13 protein-coding genes and 4 tRNA genes are annotated in these 18112 nt (G+C 60.2%); 7 read left to right on the top strand and 10 right to left on the bottom strand.

Annotation, left to right across the window (positions count from 1 at the left end; translation table 11 throughout):
* Positions 1 to 29: 29 nt before the first annotated feature.
* The 5 genes from tig to M2400_RS24090 all read right to left on the bottom strand — a co-directional run bounded on the left by tig (position 30) and on the right by M2400_RS24090 (position 2224).
* Positions 30 to 1340, bottom strand: a complete 1311-nt coding sequence (gene tig, locus M2400_RS24070) for a trigger factor (RefSeq protein WP_177079344.1) — start codon at positions 1338 to 1340, stop codon at positions 30 to 32.
* A 403-nt stretch (positions 1341 to 1743) separates the two neighbouring features.
* Positions 1744 to 1819: transfer RNA gene (locus M2400_RS24075), tRNA-His, on the bottom strand.
* A gap of 82 nt (positions 1820 to 1901) precedes the next feature.
* A tRNA-Leu gene (locus M2400_RS24080) sits at positions 1902 to 1986 on the bottom strand.
* Positions 1987 to 2039: 53 nt separating this feature from the next.
* Positions 2040 to 2115, bottom strand: a tRNA-His gene (locus M2400_RS24085).
* A 32-nt stretch (positions 2116 to 2147) separates the two neighbouring features.
* A tRNA-Arg gene (locus M2400_RS24090) sits at positions 2148 to 2224 on the bottom strand.
* 230 nt (positions 2225 to 2454) lie between these two features.
* Between M2400_RS24090 and folD the strand changes: the two genes are divergently transcribed.
* Positions 2455 to 3309: a bifunctional methylenetetrahydrofolate dehydrogenase/methenyltetrahydrofolate cyclohydrolase FolD gene (folD, locus tag M2400_RS24095; protein WP_177048282.1), complete on the top strand. Its 855-nt coding sequence runs from the start codon at positions 2455 to 2457 to the stop codon at positions 3307 to 3309.
* A 208-nt stretch (positions 3310 to 3517) separates the two neighbouring features.
* Positions 3518 to 4450, top strand: coding sequence for a D-alanyl-D-alanine endopeptidase (gene pbpG, locus M2400_RS24100; protein WP_177048280.1), 933 nt, complete (start codon positions 3518 to 3520; stop codon positions 4448 to 4450).
* 40 nt (positions 4451 to 4490) lie between these two features.
* Here pbpG and M2400_RS24105 read toward each other — a convergent pair whose 3' ends face one another.
* Positions 4491 to 5120: a peptidase C39 family protein gene (locus tag M2400_RS24105; RefSeq protein WP_177048278.1), complete on the bottom strand. Its 630-nt coding sequence runs from the start codon at positions 5118 to 5120 to the stop codon at positions 4491 to 4493.
* 263 nt (positions 5121 to 5383) lie between these two features.
* On the opposite strand from M2400_RS24105, the gene M2400_RS24110 reads away from it, so the two are divergent.
* A complete protein-coding gene (locus M2400_RS24110; RefSeq protein WP_010166825.1) occupies positions 5384 to 5545 on the top strand; it encodes a hypothetical protein in 162 nt (53 codons plus the stop codon).
* Between the two features lie 4 nt (positions 5546 to 5549).
* On the opposite strand, the gene M2400_RS24115 is transcribed toward M2400_RS24110, so the two are convergent.
* Positions 5550 to 5960 (bottom strand): hypothetical protein, encoded by a 411-nt coding sequence (locus M2400_RS24115; protein WP_010166823.1) that lies wholly within the window; start codon positions 5958 to 5960, stop codon positions 5550 to 5552.
* A 216-nt stretch (positions 5961 to 6176) separates the two neighbouring features.
* Between M2400_RS24115 and M2400_RS24120 the strand changes: the two genes are divergently transcribed.
* Genes M2400_RS24120 through M2400_RS24130 form a run of 3 tightly spaced genes read left to right on the top strand, consistent with a single transcriptional unit; the run spans position 6177 to position 11956 of the window.
* Positions 6177 to 9398 (top strand): efflux RND transporter permease subunit, encoded by a 3222-nt coding sequence (locus tag M2400_RS24120; RefSeq protein ID WP_177131568.1) that lies wholly within the window; start codon positions 6177 to 6179, stop codon positions 9396 to 9398.
* Positions 9388 to 10554, top strand: coding sequence for an efflux RND transporter periplasmic adaptor subunit (locus M2400_RS24125; RefSeq protein WP_177112804.1), 1167 nt, complete (start codon positions 9388 to 9390; stop codon positions 10552 to 10554). Before M2400_RS24120 ends, M2400_RS24125 begins: the two co-directional genes overlap by 11 nt.
* A complete protein-coding gene (locus tag M2400_RS24130; RefSeq protein ID WP_177120279.1) occupies positions 10538 to 11956 on the top strand; it encodes an efflux transporter outer membrane subunit in 1419 nt (472 codons plus the stop codon). Before M2400_RS24125 ends, M2400_RS24130 begins: the two co-directional genes overlap by 17 nt.
* A 98-nt stretch (positions 11957 to 12054) precedes the next feature.
* On the opposite strand, the gene M2400_RS24135 is transcribed toward M2400_RS24130, so the two are convergent.
* The 3 genes from M2400_RS24135 to M2400_RS24145 all read right to left on the bottom strand — a co-directional run bounded on the left by M2400_RS24135 (position 12055) and on the right by M2400_RS24145 (position 16031).
* Entirely contained in the window at positions 12055 to 12507 is a 453-nt protein-coding gene (locus M2400_RS24135) for a hypothetical protein (protein WP_259198538.1), read from the bottom strand.
* Between the two features lie 609 nt (positions 12508 to 13116).
* Positions 13117 to 14400: a Zn-dependent hydrolase gene (locus tag M2400_RS24140; protein WP_259198536.1), complete on the bottom strand. Its 1284-nt coding sequence runs from the start codon at positions 14398 to 14400 to the stop codon at positions 13117 to 13119.
* Positions 14401 to 14543: 143 nt separating this feature from the next.
* Positions 14544 to 16031, bottom strand: coding sequence for an NCS1 family nucleobase:cation symporter-1 (locus M2400_RS24145; protein WP_177048267.1), 1488 nt, complete (start codon positions 16029 to 16031; stop codon positions 14544 to 14546).
* Positions 16032 to 16632: 601 nt separating this feature from the next.
* Between M2400_RS24145 and hydA the strand changes: the two genes are divergently transcribed.
* Positions 16633 to 18072 carry a dihydropyrimidinase gene (hydA, locus tag M2400_RS24150; protein ID WP_259198532.1) on the top strand — a complete coding sequence of 480 codons (1440 nt, stop codon included), beginning with the start codon at positions 16633 to 16635 and terminating at the stop codon, positions 18070 to 18072.
* The last annotated feature ends 40 nt before the right edge of the window (positions 18073 to 18112 follow it).

Consider the following 18112-nt stretch of genomic DNA (forward strand, 5'->3'; position numbering starts at 1 on the left):
ATGGGTGTATTTTCAAACGAGTTGAGCGATCAGTCGGCTTGTGCTGCTTCAGCCGGCTTGACTGCTTCTTCGTAAGAGACCGCTTTATCGGTCACCTTAGCCTTCTGCAGAACAGTATCCACAACTTGCTCTTCCAGCACAACCGAACGCACTTCGTTCAGCTGCTGGTCGTTCTTGTAGTACCAGGACACAACAGCCTCAGGCTCCTGGTAGGCCGAAGCCATTTCCTGGATCATTTCGCGAACGCGGGTTTCGTCAGGCTTGAGGTCGAATTGCTTGACCACTTCAGCCACGATCAGGCCCAGCACAACGCGGCGCTTGGCTTGTTCTTCGAACAGCTCGGCCGGCAGTTGGTCAGGCTTGATGTTGCCACCGAACTGCTGAACAGCCTGCACGCGCAGACGATCCACTTCGTTGGACAGCAGGGCCTTCGGCACTTCGATCGGGTTGGCGGCCAGCAGACCGTCCATCACCTGGTTCTTGACCTTGGATTTGATGGCCTGACGCAGCTCACGCTCCATGTTCTTGCGAACTTCGGTGCGGAAACCTTCGATGCCGGTTTCCTTGATGCCGAACTGGTTGAAGAATTCTTCGTTCAGTTCTGGCAGCTTAGGCTCGGAAACGGTGTTGACGGTCACGGTGAACTCGGCGGTTTTGCCAGCCAGGTCCAGGTTCTGATAGTCAGCCGGGAAGGTCAGGTTCAGAACGCGCTCTTCGCCGGCTTTAGCGCCAACCAGGCCGTCTTCGAAACCCGGGATCATGCGGTTGGAGCCCAGCACCAGCTGAGTACCCTTGGCGGAGCCGCCAGCGAATGCTTCGCCGTCAACCTTGCCAACAAAATCGATGTTCAGCTGGTCTTCGTTCTGGGCAGCGCGGTCGGCCACTTCAAAACGGGTGTTCTGCTTGCGCAGGATTTCCAGCATGTTGTCCAGGTCCGAATCAGCTACATCAGCGCTCAGGCGCTCGATAGCGATGGATTCGAAACCGGCAACGGTGAACTCAGGGAACACTTCGAAGGTTGCGACGTATTCCAGGTCCTTGCCTTTTTCCAGCACTTTCGGCTCAACCGAAGGAGCGCCGGCCGGGTTCAGCTTCTGCTCAACCACAGCTTCGTAGAAGGAAGACTGGATAACGTCGCCTACCGCTTCCTGGCGCGCATCAGCTTCATAACGCTGACGAATCACGCTCATTGGCACTTTGCCCGGACGGAAGCCGGCAATCTTGGCCTTTTGGGCAGTCTGCTGCAGACGCTTGTTGACCTGAGTCTCGATGCGCTCAGCCGGCACGGTGATGCTCATGCGGCGCTCAAGAGCAGAAGTATTTTCAACAGAAACTTGCATGGATATTCCTCGTTGCACAGACGTTAGCCGGCCGTTTCCGACCCCAGAATCAAGGGCATGCATTCTAGTGGGTCAAACTCAAGAAGTCACCCTACTGAAAACGGGTAAAAAAGCAGCAGGCAATTTATAGGTGCGAATGCACGAATGCACCTCGCCCCGTTAGCAAATACATCCCATCACGCCAGGGCTCTGCGCCAACCCTTCTATATATAGAAGAGGCTGCCAATCATCTCCCTGACAACCGACCTTGCGAGCAAGGCCGGCGGGCAGCGCAGCATCATCGAGCAACATAAATACGACGAAACGCCCTGCCCTTGCAGCCCAGCACCTGCGACTGCGTTGAAACTTCAAACCGCTGAAACAAAAAAGGCGCCAGACTATTAATCTGGCGCCTTTCGAAATATGGGGTGGACGAAGGGGATCGAACCCTCGACAACGGGAGTCACAATCCCGTGCTCTACCAACTGAGCTACGCCCACCATATTGCGTGACCAAAAAGCCTGTCAAAACGGCTATTTGTTGAGCTTCGTGACGACCAGCCGGCCTTCTCGAAACTTTATTTGGTGCGGATGAAGAGACTCGAACTCTTACGCCTCGCGGCGCTGGAACCTAAATCCAGTGTGTCTACCAATTCCACCACATCCGCATGAAGCTCTTAAAGCAAAGGCGCCAGACTGTTAATCTGGCGCCCTTTGAATATGGGGTGGACGAAGGGGATCGAACCCTCGACAACGGGAGTCACAATCCCGTGCTCTACCAACTGAGCTACGCCCACCATATTGCGCTACTTGTGCCAAAGCTGCCTAATGGCGCACCCGGCAGGACTCGAACCTGCGACCATCCGCTTAGAAGGCGGATGCTCTATCCAGCTGAGCTACGGGCGCCTTATTAATCTGTACTCTTGGAGGATTACAAACTAACCAGTGCTAGGCTGTGCCCGACAAGTGCGACGAATAGTATAGATGCACCCGAAACCCGTCAAATCCTTTTTATAAAAAATTCATTTTATTTAAGGGGTTAGGGGAATTTGCAGACCAAGCGCCTTTGCCCTCACGCCACGACATGCGAGAATGCGCGCACTTTTCTTCCCCCTCTCGATGGTTAATCACGCGTAATGACTGCACAACTTATCGACGGCAAATCAATCGCCGCCAGCCTGCGCCAGCAGATCGCCAAACGAGTCGCCGAGCGCAGCCAACAAGGCCTGCGCACGCCGGGTCTCGCGGTGATCCTGGTCGGCAGCGATCCTGCCTCTCAGGTTTATGTCTCGCACAAGCGTAAAGACTGTGAAGAGGTCGGCTTTATTTCCAAAGCCTACGACTTGCCTTCTGACACCACCCAGCAAGCCCTCACCGACCTGATCGACAGCCTCAACGACGATCCGGCCATCGACGGCATCCTGCTGCAACTGCCGTTGCCCGAGCACCTGGACGCGTCCAAATTGCTCGAACGCATCCGCCCGGACAAAGACGTCGACGGTTTCCACCCTTATAACGTCGGCCGCCTGGCCCAGCGCATCCCGCTGCTACGCCCGTGCACGCCGAAGGGCATCATGACCCTGCTGGAAAGCACCGGCGTCGACCTGTACGGCCTTGATGCAGTCATCGTCGGCGCATCGAACATCGTCGGTCGCCCGATGGCCATGGAACTGCTGCTGGCTGGCTGCACCGTGACCGTCACCCACCGCTTCACCAAGGACCTGGCTGGCCACGTCGGCCGCGCCGACCTGGTGGTAGTCGCCGCCGGCAAGCCGGGCCTGGTCAAAGGTGAGTGGATCAAGGAAGGCGCCATCGTGATCGACGTGGGCATCAACCGCCAGGACGACGGCAAACTGGTAGGCGACGTGGTGTACGAAACCGCCCTGCCCCGTGCTGGCTGGATCACCCCGGTACCGGGTGGCGTCGGCCCAATGACCCGCGCCTGCCTGCTGGAAAATACCCTGTACGCAGCCGAAACCCTGCACAGCTAATAACCAGCCGCTCTGAAAAAGCCCTGCCTTATCGCAGGGCTTTTTATTGGCCGGATAAAAAGTACTTTTTTCTTTGTTTTTAAGGGGTTTCATCTGTTTTCAGAAGAACATTCGACAGTTTCTGATCCATACTCCTAAAATGTAACGGCATTTATCAGAAAGTCCGTGCAGAACGGTATATCCCTACTTTTTTAGCGAGTTCATCCGCGTGAAAATTCATCTTTCCATTGTCAGCCTATTTTTTGCATTTACAGGCACCTTCGCGAGCGCAAGCGAAACCACTACCGCTCCCCGCGACATGTCCACCCTGCACATCGCCTCCGGCAGTGCGATGGTGGTAGACCTGCAGACCAACAAGATCATCTATGCCAGCAACCCGGATGTCATCGTGCCGATCGCCTCAGTGAGCAAACTGATGACCGGCCTGATCGTGCTGGAGGCCAAGCAGAACATGGATGAATACATCGACATCAACATCAAGGACACGCCAGAGATGAAAGGCGTGTTCTCCCGGGTCAAGATCGGCAGCGAAATGCCGCGCAAAGAGATGCTGCTGATTGCCCTCATGTCCTCGGAAAACCGCGCCGCCGCCAGCCTGGCCCACCACTACCCGGGCGGCTACCCGGCATTTATCGCGGCAATGAACGCCAAGGCCAAGGCGCTGGGCATGACCAGCACCCATTACGTCGAACCCACCGGCCTGTCGATCCACAACGTGTCCACCGCCCGCGACTTGAGCAAGCTGCTGGCCGCCGCGCGCAAATACCCGATGCTCAGCCAGTTGAGTACCACCAAGGAAAAGACCGTATCGTTCCGCAAACCCAACTACACCCTGGGCTTCTCCAACACGGACCACCTGATCAACCGCGCCAACTGGGACATCAAGCTGACCAAGACCGGCTTTACCAACCAGGCCGGCCACTGCCTGGTGCTGGTGACCAGCATGGGCAATCGCCCGGTGTCGCTGGTGATCCTCGACGCCTTCGGCAAATTCACCCACTTTGCCGATGCGGGCCGCATCCGCAGCTGGGTCGAGACCGGCAAGAGCGGTTCGGTGCCAGACGTCGCATTGCGCTACAAGGCTGACAAGAACCTGAAGAACCGCCCACGGGCGAATGTTCAGGTGACCGAGTCCCGCTGAACAGCGACATGAAAAAACGGCGCCCTTGAGCGCCGTTTTTTTATTTGGCCTGACTGGCCAGGGCCTTGACCGCCTGGGCCGCCGCCTGCTCCTGGCCCGCCTGGGCCGTGGCACTGGCCGCCTGCTGCCAGCGCTGGGCGTCGACCTTGACCGGTAACTGGGTAGGCCGCTGAATCAGCACGGCCCACTTGCCGCCGTCTTTCCAAGCCGACTCAAAGGCGCCGAAATCCATCGGCATGCGTCGCGCCAACCCCGTACGCAACAGCACCATGCTCTTCTGCTTGTTGTAGCCCACCACCACGACATACCGCGCCCCGGCCCAGAAGGTCGAACCCTGGGTGATGCGCGCCATCACCGGGTAGCCGGCGGCGACCTGCGCCAGCATCGCCGGCAACTGGTCGTCCAGCGGGTACACCAGCATCCCGTATTCACGGGCCAACACCTGCATGTTGCGCTCAAGGTCCGCTTCGGCGCCCGGCAGATGCAGCGGCTTATCCAACAGGCCCGGTGTAATCACAATGCCTTGTTGGGACAGCATGCTGGCCAGAGCGGCCGGGCCACCGAGGTAGGTCTCACCGCGAAAAGCCGGCACGCCCTTGAGCTCGACGCTCTCCGGCAGGCCCGGGATGCTCGTGGGTTTGGGATGCGAGGAGCAGGCCGCCAGCCCCATGAAACAGGCTGCGACCCACCAGGAGGTTTTAATGTTCGAGGGAAACCGCAACTTCGTCACTCACTTGATCAACGGCCAACGTGGGCCCTGATCATAGGATGCTCCGGGGCGCGGGTATAGCCTTGCAGCGCAGTAAAAGGCCCGCCATAGAGCAAACAAGTTGGACGCACACGACCATTGGTCAATAGCAGGCAACCTGCGGATAGCTAGACTGTCCATTGAGAAGACAGTGTGTGCCCTGTACCGGGCGAAAGGAGGCACTTATGAGCCTGACAACAACGATTCTGCTTTTGATCTGTGGCTGGCTGGCAGTGGCCGCCGCCATGCTCTGGGGCGTGATGCGCGTGACCCGCCGGCACCATCACCCACAGGTAAAACCCGCAGCACCCGGCAAGCTGCACAAACCCGCCGGGCATCACGCCTGAGGCCTTAGCCAGGCATGCAACTGAAGTCTTCGGTCTGCGCCAGTTCCTTGCCGTGGCTGTCCTTCAACTCGGCGCGTACCGTGGTACCAAGGCTGGATTCCACCAGGGTGTAATGCTCGCCCGCCTTGAAGTTGCCGTAGGTGACATGCCCGCGACAATCCTGCTGGTTGTCATCCCCCGCCTCTTCTTCAAACAAGGTGACATCCAGGCGATGAGCGCCGGGTTTCACTTCGAAGTAGCGACCATCATCAATGTTTTTCCCGTCTACCCGCTCGGCCATCAGGTCGTTGGGCGCCTCTTCTTGCAGGCCGATCCAGGCTTCGCTCGGGTCCGCTTTCGGAATCGGGCCGGCGCACGCCGACAACAGCAGGACCGCACTCAAGGCCGGGATCAACAACAAGGGTTTAAGAGACATGGCAGAACTCCAAATGGATAAAGAGTGAACGGGCAAAACGACTGCCGTTCGATCGGTATCCAGCTTGGTACTGTCACCATTATTGAACAAATGAATACATATGAAAGGATCTTCAGCCGTTAACTAAATGTTCCTTCACCTGGCTGAAAGGTGCGTGTTAGGTGGGTCCGTCAAGACTGCGAGCGTTTGCAATCCAACTCCTTTGGAGGTTACGGCATGCTCGGGCTGGTAAAGACCGCACTGCTCAAGCCCTACACGTTTATCGTGCTGGCAATTTTCATCTGCATCATTGGGCCCATGGCGGCCTTGCGTACCCCCACTGACGTATTTCCCGATATTGGCATCCCCGTCGTCGCGGTGGTTTGGCAGTACAACGGCCTGTCTCCGGACGCCATGGCCGGTCGCGTGATCTACACCTACGAACGCTCCCTGAGTACCACCGTCAACGACATCGAACACATTGAATCGCAGTCGTTACCCGGCATGGGCATCGTGAAGATTTTCTTCCAGCCCGGCGTGGATATCCGCACCGCCAACGCCCAGGTAACAGCGGTGTCACAAACCGTGCTCAAGCAGATGCCACCGGGCATCACGCCACCGCTGATCCTCAACTACAGCGCCTCCACGGTGCCGATCCTGCAGATGGCGTTCTCCAGCCCCAGCCTGTCGGAAGCGAAGATCCGCGACCTGGTGCAGAACAATATCCGCCTGCCTTTGAGCGCCCTGCCCGGCCTGGCCATGCCCACGCCAATGGGCGGCAAGCAACGCCAGATCACCCTCGACCTTGACCCGCAGGCGCTGGCTGCCAAAGGCCTGTCGGCACAAGACGTGGGCAACGCCCTGGCCTTGCAGAACCAGATCATCCCCGTGGGTACCGCCAAACTCGGCCCCAACGAATACACGATTTTGCTCAACAACAGCCCCAAGGCGATTGATGAGCTCAACGACCTGCCGATCAAGACGGTCGACGGCGCGATCATCACCATCGGCCAGGTGGCCCACGTGCGTGACGGCTCGCCGCCGCAGACCAACATCGTGCGCGTCGACGGCCACCGTGCAGTGCTGATGCCGGCCCTGAAAAACGGCAGCATCTCCACCCTGTCGATCATCGATGGCATCCGCCAGATGCTGCCGCGCATCAATGAAACCCTGCCGCCTTCGCTGAAGACCTCGCTGCTGGGCGACGCCTCGGTGTTCGTCAAACAGTCGGTGGGCAGCGTGGCCCAGGAAGGCATCATTGCGGCCCTGCTGACCAGTGCGATGATCCTGCTGTTCCTCGGCAGCTGGCGCTCGACCATCATCATTGCCGCCTCGATTCCCCTGGCGGTGCTGTCGGCCATCGCGCTGCTGGCAGCCACCGGGCAAACCCTCAATGTCATGACCCTCGGCGGGCTGGCGTTGGCGGTGGGGATCCTGGTGGACGACGCCACAGTGACCATCGAGAACATCAACTGGCACCTGGAACAAGGCAAGGCGGTGAAGGACGCGATCCTCGACGGCGCCAAGCAAATCGTCGGCCCGGCGTTCGTGTCCCTGCTGTGCATCTGCATCGTGTTTGTGCCGATGTTCATGCTGCAAGGTATCGCCGGCTACCTGTTCCGCCCGATGGCGTTGGCGGTGATTTTCGCCATGGCCAGCTCATTCATCCTTTCGCGAACCCTGGTGCCGACCCTGGCGATGTTCCTGCTCAAGCCGCACGTGCCGGAGCAAGGCGAAGGTCATCACCCGGAAGATGAATTCATCAACCACCACGAGGGCGACCAGCACAAACCCCAGCGCAATGCCGTGCTGCAATCGGTACTGAATTTCCAGCAGGGTTTCGAGCGTCACTTCTCCAACGTGCGGGACGTTTACCACGGCCTGCTGACCCTGGCCCTGGGTGCGCGCAAGCGCTTCATCGTGGGCTTCCTGGCGTGCATCCTGGCCTCATTCCTGCTGCTGCCAAGCCTGGGCCAGGACTTCTTTCCGGCCACCGACGCAGGCGCCATGGCGCTGCACGTACGCTTGCCATTGGGCACGCGGATTGAAGAAAGCGCCGCGGCGTTTGACCGGATTGAAGCGCGGATTCGCGAGATTGTGCCGGCAGACGAGCTGGACACCATCGTCGACAACATCGGCATCCCGCTGAGCGGCATCGACATGGCCTACAGCAGCAGCGGCACCATCGGCCCACAGGACGGCGATATCCAGGTCACCCTGAAAAAAGACCATGCGCCCACCGCCGATTACGTGAAAAAACTGCGTGAAGCCCTGCCGGAAAGTTTCCCCGGCAGCCAGTTCGCGTTCCTGCCGGCCGACATCAGCAGCCAGATCCTCAACTTCGGTTCACCGGCGCCGCTGGACGTGAAAATCTCCGGGCGCAGCGACGAAGAAAACCGCGCCTACGCCATCGAACTGGAACGTCGCCTGAAACACATACCGGGCATCGCCGACCTGCGTATCCAGCAGTCCACCGGCTACCCGTCGCTGCAAGTCAACGTGGACCGGATGCGCGCCAACGGCCTGGGCATCACCGAGCGTGACGTGACCAACAGCATGGTCGCGTCCCTGGCCGGCAGCTCGCAAACCGCGCCGACCTTCTGGCTCAACCCGGCCAACGGCGTGTCGTATTCGATCGTGGCTGCAACGCCGCAATACCGTCTCGACAGCCTGCCATCCCTGGAAGCGCTGCCGGTGACCGGTGCCGATGGCCAGTCGCAGATCCTCGGCGGCGTGGCGACCATCTCCCGCGTGCAAAGCCCGGCGGTGGTGACCCACTACAACATCGAACCGACCCTGGACCTGTACGCCAACGTGCAAGGCCGTGACCTCGGCGGCGTCGCCAGTGACGTGCAGAAGGTGCTGAATGACATGGCCCCGATGCGCCCCAAAGGCGCGACCATCAGCCTGCACGGGCAGATCGATGCGCTGCATGAAGCGTTCAACGGCTTGAGCTTCGGCCTGCTCGGCGCGGTGGTGCTGATCTACCTGCTGATCGTGGTCAACTTCCAGTCCTGGACCGACCCGTTCGTGATCATCACCGCACTGCCGGCGGCCCTGGCGGGCATCGTGTGGATGCTGTTCCTCAGCGGCACCTCGTTATCGGTGCCGGCACTCACGGGGGCCATCCTCTGTATGGGCGTGGCCACCGCCAACTCGATCCTGGTGGTGAGCTTCTGCCGAGAGCGCCTGGCCGAACACGGCGATGCCCTCAAGGCCGCACTGGAAGCCGGCTACACCCGCTTCCGCCCGGTGTGCATGACCGCCCTGGCGATGATCATCGGCATGTTGCCGCTGGCCTTGTCCGAAGAACAAAACGCGCCGCTGGGACGTGCCGTGATCGGCGGCCTGATCCTTGCCACCACTGCCACTTTGCTGTTTGTACCCGTGGTCTTCAGCCTGGTCCACGGTCGTCACCCTACTCGCGCTGCTGCTGGAGAAACCCCACATGTCGTCTGATCACAAACCCTCGCGCAAGCGTCTGATGCTCATGGGTGTCGGCGGCCTGACACTGGCCGCCCTGTTGGTCGCCAACGGCCTGCACGCCCGTACGATGCATGAAAAATCCGTCACTGCCTGGACCGAAACCGCCGCTGTGCCGCAAGTGCTGGTATTCCAGCCAAAACAGAACGCAGCCGGCGACACCCTGCGCCTGCCCGCGCACCTGGAAGCCTGGAGCAAGGCACCGATTCATGCGCGGGTCAGCGGTTATCTGAAAGACTGGAAAGTCGACATCGGCAGCCAGGTCAAGGCCGGGCAGATCCTGGCCGAGATCGACAGCCCCGACCTCGACCAGCAAGTGGCGCAAACCCACGCACGCATGGTGCAGGAACAGGCCAACGCACGCCTGGCGGAAACCACCGCCACCCGCTGGAAAAACCTGCTGGACAGCCATTCGGTATCGCGCCAGGAGGCCGATGAAAAAACCTCCAACGCCCTGGCCGCCAAGGCCAACGCCCAGGCCGCCGAGGCCGACTATGCGCGGCTCTCGGCGCTGGAAGACTACAAGACCATCCGCGCACCGTTCGCCGGTGTGATCACCGCGCGCAACACCGACATCGGCCAGTTGATCAAGGCCGACAGCGACAGCGATCCGGAACTGTTCGACATCGCCGACACCCACCAACTGCGCCTCTACGTGCCAGTGCCGCAGAACTATGCAGCGGTGATTCATCCGGGGCTGGCCGCCCAACTGACGGTGCCCGAGCATCCCGGCGAACACTTCAGCGCCAAACTGATGGGCGACTCCACCGCCATCGACCGCCGCTCCGGCACCCTGCTCGCGCAGTTCGTGGCCGACAATCCCGACGGCAAGTTGCTGCCCGGCGACTACGCCGAAGCCACCCTGGCGATTCCGGCGGACACCCACGGCGTCAGCATCCCGGCCAGCGCCCTGATCTTCCGGGCCCAAGGCACCCAGGTCGCGGTCCTGGATGCGCAGAACCACGTGCACCTGCAAGACATCCACATCGGTCTCGACCTCGGCGAACGCCTGGTGATCGACCAGGGCCTGAAACCCGCCGACCGCGTGGTCGACAACCCGCCCGACGCCCTGCGCGAAGGCGACGCCGTGCAAATGGCCGACGCCGGAGGTGCCCATGCGCCCAAGGCTTAAGCCCCTCGCGGCCTTGGTATTGGTGGCACTGCACGGTTGCTCGCTGGCGCCCACCTACAAGGCGCCGACCATCGACCTGCCTGCCAAGTACCGCGAACAGACCAGCGACGGCCCGTGGCACAGCGCACAGCCGTCCGACCAACTGGCGCCCAAATGGTGGCAGCTGTATCAGGACCAGCGCCTGGATGACCTGCAGGAACAACTGCTCAAGGCCAACCCGGACCTCGCAGCGGCGCTGGCGCATTTCGATGCGTCCCAGGCCTATGCCAGCCAGTTGCATGCCGGGTTGTTCCCGCAAATCACCGCCAGTGCACAACCGTTGCGCCAGCGGCAATCGGACAGCCGGCCGCTGCGGGGTGATACCCAGCCTTCGGTGTACAACAGCAACACGGCCGGTTTTGCCCTGAGTTTTGATCTGGACCTGTGGGGCAAAATCCGCAACCAGGTGGCAGCGGGTGACGCCCAGGCACAAGCCTCCGGGGACGATTTGGCGGTGGCACGCCTGAGCCTGCAGCATCAGTTGGCGACGCTGTACGTACAGCTCAACGGGCTGGATGCCCAGAGCCGGATCCTCAGCAGTTCGCTGGACGATTTTGGCCAGGCGCTGCAACTGACCCGTAGCCGGTATGAAGGGCAGATCGCCTCGGAACTCGACCTGACCCGCGCGCAGAACCAACTGGCTGAAGCCGAGGCACAGCTGGATGATGTACGCGGTCAGCGCAACCTCACCGAGCACGCGATTGGTGAACTGGTGGGCGTGTCCGCCAGCGAATTCCAACTGCCGCCGAGCAAACAATTGATCGCGTTGCCAGGGATTCCGCAACAGCTGCCCAGCCACCTGCTGCAACGTCGCCCGGATATTGCGGCGGCGGAGCGGCGGGTGTTTGCAGCCAACGCGAACATCGGCGTGGCGAAGGCCGCGTGGTACCCCGACTTCAGCTTGACCGGGTTGATTGGCGGGCAGACCCAAGGCGTCGGCAACCTGTTCTCGGCGGCCAATCGGTACTGGGCGCTGGGGCCGCTGGTCAACCTGCCGATCTTTGATGGCGGGCGGTTGAGCGCCAATGAGCGCCAGGCCAAGGCCGAGTTTGAAGAGGCTTCGGCGCATTACCGCAGCCAGGTTTTGCGGGCGGTGCGTGAGGTGGAAGACAACCTTGGGCAACTGCGTGATTTGCAGCAGGAAGCGATGGACGAACAGGCCGCCGCGAACGCCGCCGAGCACACGCAGGCGCTGGCGATGAACAGTTATCAGGCGGGTGCCGTGAGTTACCTGGATGTGGTGACGGCGCAGACAGCGGCGTTGCAGGCACAGAGGACTTTGCAGGCGGTGCAGACGCGGCAGTTGCAGGCGAGTGTGGGCTTGGTGACGGCGCTGGGCGGCGGCTGGAAGCCCGACGCCTGATACAAGTCTCGAGCCCACCCTGGATCAAATGTGGGAGCTGGCTTGCCTGCGATGACGGTGGATCAGTCAAACATATCTAGACTGAGCCACCGCCCATTTCAGCCTTCCGGCCGACTATTCAAAAAAACACTCACCACGGTGTAATCACTGCCATTGGCATGTCGATACAGCGTACTGCTGTGATAGTCAGATACCTCTCCCGCCACGGACACAGTAATCGCAGCGCCCTGAACATCAATCTTTGCCGCTGCGTCACTCGTAACGAGAAATGGACTGGCATCCCTCAACGCAGCCAATATTTCACTATCGTCCTCCAGGTTGCGGTAAACGTAATATCGATAGCTGAACGGAACAGTTGCACCTCCACGATCATCCTTGACGCCATAAACGGCCCCATCACCGCCAAGTGGCACTCGCAGCACAACCTCTGTCAATTGCGGGCGCCCCGGAGAAAGCAGCCATTCACCGCCGATATACACCATGCACAGCGCCAGCAAGATCGTAGTGACAACGGAGTAAACCGACTTTCTAGTAGTTCCTGAACCTGGCATACCTGATTCCTTCCTTGATCCAATATTGGTCGACGCTCATCGAGCGATTTCCCCGCACTTAGATACTCGCGTGGCGGAACCTAACACTGAAAGGCCGGGATGATGAGAGATCAAGGAACAAAAGAGATGTCTTACAAAAGAGCAGGACACACCTTACAACGCACCCTCGAAACGACATATTTCCTACGTTTCTTTCGGATTGCTGGTCGGAACGGGGCCCACTAGTCTTCGTCGGTCGCTGCCAATTCAGCGACCGGACGTGAGAAATCCGAATGACTCCATTGGCGCAAAAGCGCCCGCCGTATACAGTGCAGGCGCTTTTTCTGTGCTCGCTGTTATGGCGGCTGTGCGCGGGCACGCTTCGGCGTGGCCAAGCTCCTGGGGTCTTGGTTTTCTCACTCCGCGTACAGCTGCCACCTTCAATGTGGAAGGCGTGCAATTGCTTGTAGATCGGGTGGTGGATGTGACGGTAGCCGTGAGCTGACCCTTTAACTGTGGGAGCCGGGCTTGCCCGCGATGACGGAGTGTCAGGCACCGCTACTGTGTCTGAAACACTGCTATCGCGGGCAAGCCCGGCTCCCACAGTTGGGAGGAGTGAAGCCGGATGGCTCAGGCGGCGAGCTTGCCGCTGGCAATCGCCTGTGATGCCGCCACCATCGCGCGCAACAACACCGCACACCCTGCCGCCAGATCATCCGGCGCGGCGTTCTCGATTTCGTTATGGCTGATGCCACCCTCACACGGCACAAAGATCATCCCCGCCGGCCCCAGTTCCGCGACGAAAATCGCGTCATGCCCTGCCCCGCTGACAATGTCCATGTTCGACAGGCCCAGACCATTGGCCGCATCACGCACGGCATCCACGCAGCCTTTGTCGAAGTACAACGGCGGGAAGTCAGCGGTGGGTGTCATCTCGAACGTGAGGCCGTGCTTGGCACAGGTCGCGTCGATCACTTTGCTTACCTGCGCAATCATCGAGTCCAGCCGCGCCGGTTCCAGATGACGGAAGTCCAGGGTCATGCGCACTTCGCCGGGAATCACGTTGCGCGACCCCGGATACGCTTGCAGGCAACCGACGGTGCCACAGGCGTGTGGCTGATGGCCCAACGCAGCGGCGTTAACCGCAGCCACCACGGCAGCAGCGCCCACCAAGGCATCCTTGCGCAAGTGCATTGGCGTCGGTCCCGCATGTGCCTCAACCCCGCGCAGTTTCAGGTCGAACCATTTCTGCCCAAGGGCGCCCAGCACCACGCCGATGGTTTTCTTTTCATCCTCAAGAATCGGACCTTGCTCGATGTGCGCCTCGAAATACGCGCCCACCTTGTGCCCACTCACCGGGCGGGAGCCGGCGTAGCCAATGGCGTTCAGCGCATCGCCTACCGTCACGCCGTCGGCGTCGGTCTTGGCCAGTGTATCTGCCAGGGTAAATTTCTCGGCAAACACGCCGGAGCCCATCATGCAGGGCGCAAAGCGCGAGCCTTCTTCGTTGGTCCACACCACCACTTCCAGCGGCGCTTCGGTTTCCACTTTCAGGTCATTGAGGGTTCGCAACACCTCAACGCCTGCCAGCACACCAAAACAGCCATCAAACTTGCCGCCGGTTGGCTGGGTGTCGATATGGCTGCCGGTCATCACCGGCGGTAGCTTGGGATTGCGCCCCGGCCGGCGGGCGAAGATATTGCCCACGCCATCGATGGTCACGGTGCAGCCAGCCTCCTCGCACCACCTCACAAACAGGTCGCGGGCCTGGCGGTCGAGGTCGGTGAGGGCCAGGCGGCACACGCCGCCTTTGGGCGTAGCGCCGAGCTTGGCGAGCTCCATCAGGGACAGCCACAAACGGTCGCGGTTGATGTGCTGATGGGTGGATTGCAGAACGTCTACGGCAGCGTTCATGGGGATCTCCTCAGGCTACTTTTTTATATGAGTCGACTCGGTCAACTGTGGGAGCTGGCTTGCCTGCGATGCGGGCGACGCGGTCTTTCAGTTGCACCGGGTCGATGCCATCGCAGGCAAGCCAGCTCCCACATTGACCGTGTTCACAAAGGTGTCTTTACGGCGACTACGCGGGCGCCGCGCTTCATGCACAGGGCGTAATACAACAACCCGCCCAATGCCGAGCCGGTGAACCAGCCATAGCTGTAGAACCAGCTGAATGCATCGCTGCCCAGCGACAACAGTGTCAGCACCACCGGCACCCCAAACGCGAGGAAGCCATGCCAGTTCCACGCCGGGTACACGTCATCGCGGTACAACCCGGCAAGGTCCAGTTGCTGTTTCTTGATGATGAAATAGTCCACCACCATGATCCCGGCTATCGGGCCCAGCAGGCTTGAGTAACCCAGCAGCCAGTTGGAATAGACGGTCTCCAGGCTCACGTCGGAGATGATCAGCCCGAGCTTTTTCAGCAGTTCATGGGCCATCAATGCAAGGCCTACCAGACCGGTCAACACCACCGCCGTGGTGCGGTTGATCAGCTTGGGCGCGATGTTCTGAAAGTCGTTGGTGGGCGAGACGATGTTCGCCGCGGTGTTGGTGGACAAGGTGGCGATGATGATCAGCGCCATGGCCACGGCCACCCACACCGGGCTCTGGATATGGCCGATCAGGGTCACCGGGTCGGAGACGCTGACGCCCACCAGTTTTACCGAGGCGGCGGTCATGATCACACCGAGGGCGGCGAACAGGAACATGGTCAGCGGCAGGCCGAAAATCTGCCCGAGGATCTGGTCTTTCTGGCTCTTGGCGTAGCGGCTGAAGTCGGGAATGTTCAACGACAAGGTGGCCCAGAAACCCACCATCGCCGTGAGGCCCGCCATGAAGTAGCCGGTAAGGCTCGCGCCTTCGGGGCGTTTGGGCGGGATCGCCATCAGCTCGGTCAGCGAGACATTCGGCAACGCCCACACCAGCAGCCCGATACCCACCGCCACCAGCAACGGTGCCGACAGGGTTTCCAGCCATTTGATCGATTCGGCGCCGCGCAATACCACCCACAGGTTCAGCGTCCAGAAGATCATGAAGCCGATCACTTCACCGGTGCCACCGAGGGATTTCCAGCCCTCGAAAATCGAACCCAGGAACAGGTGAATTGCCAGGCCGCCAAACATCGTCTGGATACCAAACCAGCCGCACGCCACCAGGGCACGGATCAGGCATGGCACGTTGGAACCCAGCACGCCGAAGGACGAGCGCAGCAACACCGGGAACGGGATGCCGTACTTGGTGCCGGGGAAAGCGTTGAGGGTCAGCGGGACCAGCACCACGATATTGGCCAGCAAGATCGCCATCAGCGCCTCGCCCACCGACAACCCGAAGTACGCGGTGAGCACGCCACCCAGGGTGTAGGTCGGCACGCACACCGACATGCCGATCCACAGCGCGGTGATGTGCCACTTGTTCCAGGTGCGTTCGCGCACCTTGGTCGGTGCCATGTCGTGGTTGTAGCGGGGGCTGTCGAGGACGTCGGGGCCGGCGTCGAGTTCGTACAGGCCGTTGCGCTCAATGACTTGCGATCTGTTCTGTTGCATGGCCGCTCCACGGTTTTTTCGAATTATTTTTGCTCATCCCGTGACACGCACAGGATGGCCGGAGTACCTCGTTGACAACATGACATCCAGGACCCGGCCAACCGCCACCGCACTCAATAACCGTGCCGTAAACCGTCGCCCTGCCCGCACCGCTTATATAACTCGCTGATGTTTATCAGCTTTATTGTCTCGACCGAAAAGCCCTTCGTTACTTTCAGCGTTACTCAGGCCAAATAACGCAGAAGTTGTCCGAACCATCAGGACTCAATCTGGTGCAACACAATTATTTTTATTTCCTGCCCCCGTCAAGAGGCATGTCTCAAGCGTCTGATTTGCAATAAGAAATGTTGCTCATATTGGGAACCTGTCAAGTGCGTCAAAATGGTGAGAGGCCGCTACATTTTGGTGATTTTGATTTTTTATCGTTTAAATTCAACAAGTTAATACAGATATAAGCTTATAAAAAATATTCTTGCTCATTCGAAAAACTCGGGCTAGTTTCTATTCCTGTCACCGCTGACAGGAATTAACTTCCCGGCGGCGCGATGCATTACAACACTTAGAACTGGCACAAGCCGGTCAAGCCTGTGAGGAACTCGACATGTCGCTGTTGATCCGTGGCGCTACCGTTATTACCCATGATGAAAGTTATCGAGCCGATGTTTTATGCGCAGGCGGTCTAATCCGCGCCATTGGCACCGACCTGGATATTCCCGCCGGCACCGAGATACTCGATGGCAGCGGCCAATACCTGATGCCCGGCGGCATCGATCCCCATACCCATATGCAACTGCCCTTCATGGGCACGGTGGCCAGTGAAGACTTTTTCAGCGGCACGGCGGCGGGATTGGCGGGCGGCACCACCTCGATCATCGACTTTGTGATTCCCAACCCGCAGCAATCCCTGCTGGAAGCTTTCCATCAGTGGCGCGGCTGGGCCGAGAAGTCGGCGTCGGACTACGGTTTTCACGTGGCCATTACCTGGTGGAGCGAGCAGGTTCGCGACGAAATGGCCGAGCTGGTCAGCCACCACGGCATCAACAGCTTCAAGCACTTCATGGCGTACAAGAACGCGATCATGGCCGCCGACGACACCCTGGTGGCGAGCTTCGAGCGCTGCCTGGAACTGGGCGCGGTGCCGACAGTGCATGCCGAAAACGGCGAGCTGGTGTATCACCTGCAACGCAAGCTGATGGCCCAGGGTATTACCGGGCCTGAAGCACATCCGTTATCGCGGCCTTCGCAGGTGGAAGGCGAAGCCGCCAGCCGGGCGATCCGGATTGCCGAGACCATCGGCACGCCGTTGTACCTGGTGCACGTTTCCACCAAGGAAGCGCTGGATGAAATCACCTACGCCCGCAGCAAGGGCCAGCCGGTGTACGGCGAAGTCTTGGCCGGGCATCTGCTGCTGGACGACAGCGTGTATCAACACCCCGACTGGCAGACCGCTGCCGGCTACGTGATGAGCCCGCCCTTCCGCCCGCGCGGGCATCAGGAGGCGCTGTGGCATGGCCTGCAATCGGGCAACCTGCACACCACCGCCACCGACCATTGCTGCTTCTGCGCCGAGCAGAAAGCCGCCGGGCGTGATGACTTCAGCAAGATCCCCAATGGCACTGCCGGTATCGAAGACCGCATGGCGCTGCTGTGGGACGAAGGCGTGAACACCGGGCGTTTGTCGATGCAGGAGTTTGTGGCGCTGACGTCCACCAACACGGCGAAGATCTTCAACCTGTACCCGCGCAAAGGGGCGATTCGCGTGGGGGCCGATGCAGACCTGGTGCTGTGGGACCCGGAAGGCACCCGGACGATATCCGCGAAGACGCACCATCAGAAAGTCGACTTCAACATCTTCGAAGGCAAGACCGTGCGCGGCGTGCCGAGCCACACCATCAGCCAGGGCAAGCTGGTCTGGGCCGATGGGGATTTGCGCGCCGAGCGTGGTGCGGGGCGGTACATCGAACGGCCGGTGTATCCGGCGGTGTTTGAGCAGTTGAGCAAGCGGGCGGAGCGTTCCAGGCCGGTTGCTGTGAAACGCTGACAGCGGCCTTCGGCCTATCGCGGGCAAGCCCGGCTCCCAC

The organism is Pseudomonas sp. BIGb0558 (genome assembly GCF_024807515.1).
Lineage (GTDB): Bacteria > Pseudomonadota > Gammaproteobacteria > Pseudomonadales > Pseudomonadaceae > Aquipseudomonas > Aquipseudomonas yamanorum_A.

Excerpts from the sequence above, each read along its gene's own strand:
- M2400_RS24145 (WP_177048267.1), bottom strand. The coding sequence starts at position 16,031 with ATGCAACAGAACAGATCGCAAGTCATTGAGCGCAACGGCCTGTACGAA.
- M2400_RS24115 (WP_010166823.1), bottom strand. The coding sequence starts at position 5,960 with ATGTCTCTTAAACCCTTGTTGTTGATCCCGGCCTTGAGTGCGGTCCTG.
- folD (WP_177048282.1), top strand. The coding sequence starts at position 2,455 with ATGACTGCACAACTTATCGACGGCAAATCAATCGCCGCCAGCCTGCGC.
- M2400_RS24125 (WP_177112804.1), top strand. The coding sequence starts at position 9,388 with ATGTCGTCTGATCACAAACCCTCGCGCAAGCGTCTGATGCTCATGGGT.
- tig (WP_177079344.1), bottom strand. The coding sequence starts at position 1,340 with ATGCAAGTTTCTGTTGAAAATACTTCTGCTCTTGAGCGCCGCATGAGC.
- M2400_RS24110 (WP_010166825.1), top strand. The coding sequence starts at position 5,384 with ATGAGCCTGACAACAACGATTCTGCTTTTGATCTGTGGCTGGCTGGCA.
- M2400_RS24140 (WP_259198536.1), bottom strand. The coding sequence starts at position 14,400 with ATGAACGCTGCCGTAGACGTTCTGCAATCCACCCATCAGCACATCAAC.
- M2400_RS24105 (WP_177048278.1), bottom strand. The coding sequence starts at position 5,120 with ATGGGGCTGGCGGCCTGCTCCTCGCATCCCAAACCCACGAGCATCCCG.
- hydA (WP_259198532.1), top strand. The coding sequence starts at position 16,633 with ATGTCGCTGTTGATCCGTGGCGCTACCGTTATTACCCATGATGAAAGT.
- M2400_RS24135 (WP_259198538.1), bottom strand. The coding sequence starts at position 12,507 with ATGCCAGGTTCAGGAACTACTAGAAAGTCGGTTTACTCCGTTGTCACT.
- M2400_RS24120 (WP_177131568.1), top strand. The coding sequence starts at position 6,177 with ATGCTCGGGCTGGTAAAGACCGCACTGCTCAAGCCCTACACGTTTATC.
- M2400_RS24130 (WP_177120279.1), top strand. The coding sequence starts at position 10,538 with ATGCGCCCAAGGCTTAAGCCCCTCGCGGCCTTGGTATTGGTGGCACTG.